This window comes from Rhodococcus sp. G-MC3, from assembly GCF_030063335.1.
GTDB lineage: Bacteria > Actinomycetota > Actinomycetes > Mycobacteriales > Mycobacteriaceae > Rhodococcoides.
In genome coordinates this window covers 1-2,569 of the sequence record NZ_JASISW010000066.1, presented here as the reverse complement: position 1 = coordinate 2,569, position 2,569 = coordinate 1, and the positions used below count along the sequence as shown (strand labels likewise).

Annotated in this window: 4 protein-coding genes; all 4 read right to left on the bottom strand. The window is 53.4% G+C overall.

The window, feature by feature from the left end:
• Nucleotides 1-181: 181 nt before the first annotated feature.
• Nucleotides 182-730, bottom strand: a complete 549-nt coding sequence (locus QMK17_RS26125) for a hypothetical protein (RefSeq protein WP_283512195.1) — start codon at nucleotides 728-730, stop codon at nucleotides 182-184.
• A gap of 62 nt (nucleotides 731-792) precedes the next feature.
• Complete coding sequence (locus QMK17_RS26120) at nucleotides 793-1,440, bottom strand: hypothetical protein (RefSeq protein ID WP_283512194.1); 648 nt, start codon at nucleotides 1,438-1,440, stop codon at nucleotides 793-795.
• A 17-nt stretch (nucleotides 1,441-1,457) separates the two neighbouring features.
• Complete coding sequence (terL, locus tag QMK17_RS26115; RefSeq protein WP_442972835.1) at nucleotides 1,458-1,958, bottom strand: phage terminase large subunit; 501 nt, start codon at nucleotides 1,956-1,958, stop codon at nucleotides 1,458-1,460.
• 226 nt (nucleotides 1,959-2,184) lie between these two features.
• Nucleotides 2,185-2,424, bottom strand: a complete 240-nt coding sequence (locus QMK17_RS26110) for a hypothetical protein (protein WP_283512193.1) — start codon at nucleotides 2,422-2,424, stop codon at nucleotides 2,185-2,187.
• Nucleotides 2,425-2,569: the final 145 nt, after the last annotated feature.

Sequence of the window (2,569 nt, the reverse complement as noted above, 5' to 3'; positions counted from 1 at the left end):
ATCTGCGAGATGCCCTTCGTAGTGGCCGAATCTTTCCCTAGACAAGATTGATTCTTTCACCACGACAGGGCATTTCGTATTCACAACTCGCGCTCAGTTGTCACTTCATCGGTGTATTCAGGCTTAGCCAGCGCGTCGACGGCGAACTGGCAGTCTCGAGCGTGTGGCACGACAATTTTTTTTAAAACTGCCGAGCCGGGGGCTGTTGCGAAACCGCCCGCACCGGCTCCCGATTTCGAGCGGTCGTTGGAGCGAGGCGTTGTCGCTTGATTCCCGCCAGCACAGCTGGCAGAACATGAAGTGAATCAGGCAGTTGACCCTTCTTAGGCTCGAACGGTTTGTCACCCTTCAAAATCAGCTCGTAGCTCTCACCAGTGAAGTTCATGTAGCTGAAGTGAAGACGACGCATTTGTTTTCCCTTGAGCGAACCGTTAGGCCGTTTAATCAGCGTCAAGATCTCGTGATCCAGGATCTCAGTACGGTCGCCCTTCTTGTCCTTGCGGTACAGCTTCAGCTCGACCCGCGCTGTAGGACGCACGATTGCGTCGTTCGCGGTGAAGGCCCAGCCAAGGTTCGCGGTGATCGCGTCAGCCTTGGTGCGATAGTTCTTGAGACTGTTGGCACTGTCGAAGGCTTGAAGCGTGTCGTTCAGGTGTGGAGTGAACGCTTTGTTCCTACCCAGGAGGGCGGCAGCTAGTTTGTAACGAAAGGGAGTTTTCTTGTTTGCCATGTATGAAGTTGTTGAGCTCTATGTTGCTCTATTTTGATATTAGAACATCTGGACGATTACGACTAGTCCGACTTCTTTTTCTGTTCCAAACGCTTCTGTTTCGCTAGCCTTTCAATTTTCTTGACGTGAGTGCGATAGATGCGTGCCGATTTCGTCTTTGGATTCACAATGTCCCACCACGAGTACTGCTGACGATAATCTTCTTTGGTCTCGATCGGCTGATGTGTATCTAAGACTAGCGACCACATTCTGCCGTTGGCATCTCTGAACCTGACCCAGCAGTTCTGCGTCCGAGCGTGATACGTCGAGAATACGACAGGAAGCTCGCCACCCGATGCAATATGAGCTGTGTCGAACGCGTGCACCTGAAGCATCCCACCTGGCGTCTCATTCCATTCCCGCAACAGTTCCGGTATCTCAGAAGTCTCAACCATCCGTCTCGATTGCTCACGCTCTATAACCTCGCTAAACGACAAGCGCGTCTGGCGCGGTTCAATGTCGTAGATAGGTCGATCTGAATCATTCACGACTTTTGCTCGAACTGAGGAATCAGTCCGATCAATCGATACAAATCGAACCTGGTAGGCCTGTGCGCGTTCCTGGCGTTTCACAGTAGATCGGTAGTACAAAGCAGCAGTGGCAAGGCTGGCCACCGATCCAACGGAGCCGACCCAAGCAGCTACCGTGCCCCAGATCTCCACAGGAAACATTGACAAAGTATGTCAGATCAGGCCGATCGCACCCTGAACTCAGTCTTTTGTGGGTTCGCCACGCGCTCGTAGATCGCCGCCAGCACGTCAGGCGCATCGTCGTGCTTGTTCTTGCCCTTCTTCTGGTAGGACGTGAGCTGGCGATAGAACTCTGGATACTTGTACTTCCAGTTGTGCGGCATGAAGACATGGCGACTGACCCACGCGCTGGAGGTGAGGATGCGTGCTTCTTTGTTCTGGATCTGTGCAACCCACTTGACCACGCATCTCTTGTTCCCATGCTTCTCTTTGAGCAGCCGTTCGATGTTTCGAGCGAAGCCCCGACCGCCGTTGTTGCTCTCGACTGTCGCTTCATGAACCTCGTCAGCGTCGAGCATGGCCGCGACAGCTGGTTCAGTCTCTTCCATCCCCTCATCGGTCATGACGACGTCAGTTAGGTAGACATCGCCGTCGTCCTCGATGTAGTCGACAGAGCATAGGAAGTCCGTTCCTTTGTCAGCGGTATCGGTGTAGTTCAGTTTCTTGTGCTCACCAGATGGCAGTGACTCGTAGACACCAAATTGCCGTAGAGACGGCCCTTCACATCGATCGGCTCCTGGTTGTAGTTAGCCGCGACGATGTCCGTGTTCATTTCCTGCGTCTTCAGGTCGAAGTCACTGCGATTCAAGATCGACTCGCAGAGCATTGTTCCGTCGTCTTGGAGCGCCTTGTAGGTGATGTGTTCTACCTGATCGCCAAACCGTTCTAGAACTTTGCCGGCCAATCGCTACTTGCCCAACGCGTCATGATGATAGTCATCTTCCAGTCGTCACCCTCAGTTCGCTGCATCATGGTGTTGGTGAACCACTCCCAGGGTTTATCCAGGACGGCTTCGTTGTAGGCCTCATCAGCATTCTTGATTATGTCGTCAATCAGTTCGACGTGAGCACCGAACCCAGTGGCAGTACAAGTAGGAGATGTCGCGAGGTAGCTCTTCTCGTTCATCCCTTCGAGGGACCAGATTGAACCGCACCGGGTTGTCCGGAGGCTTCACTTCTTAGGAGAATGAAGCCATGGCACGACCGGCAAGCAACTACCCCACCGAGCTGCGTGAACGCGCTGTCGGCATGTTCACCGAGATCCGCAAGGA